This is a genomic window from Pantoea sp. Ap-967, from assembly GCF_011752565.1.
GTDB lineage: Bacteria > Pseudomonadota > Gammaproteobacteria > Pseudomonadales > Pseudomonadaceae > Aquipseudomonas.
Window position 1 is genome coordinate 1 of record NZ_VWXK01000112.1, and the last position, 265, is coordinate 265.

General features: G+C 46.8%; 1 rRNA gene. It reads right to left on the reverse strand.

What is annotated here, in order from left to right:
• A 5S ribosomal RNA gene (rrf, locus tag F3J45_RS29740) occupies nucleotides 1-62 on the reverse strand; the annotation flags it as partial.
• Nucleotides 63-265 lie beyond the last annotated feature (203 nt).

The following is a 265-nucleotide window of genomic DNA, read 5'->3' on the forward strand; positions in this document are numbered from 1 at the left end:
CATCGTTTCACTACTGAGTTCGGGATGGGATCAGGTGGTTCCAATGCTCTATGGTCGTCAAGAAATTCTGTTGCCAGAATGTCCTGTTGGACACGCTTAGCGAATTCGGATATGTGAATTTGTGATGTTGCGAATTTCCGGTTCTTTCGTCTTCACCACCACAATTTGGCTTTCATGCGCAAATTGCTTGGGTGTTATATGGTCAAGCCTCACGGGCAATTAGTATTGGTTAGCTCAACGCCTCACAGCGCTTACACACCCAACC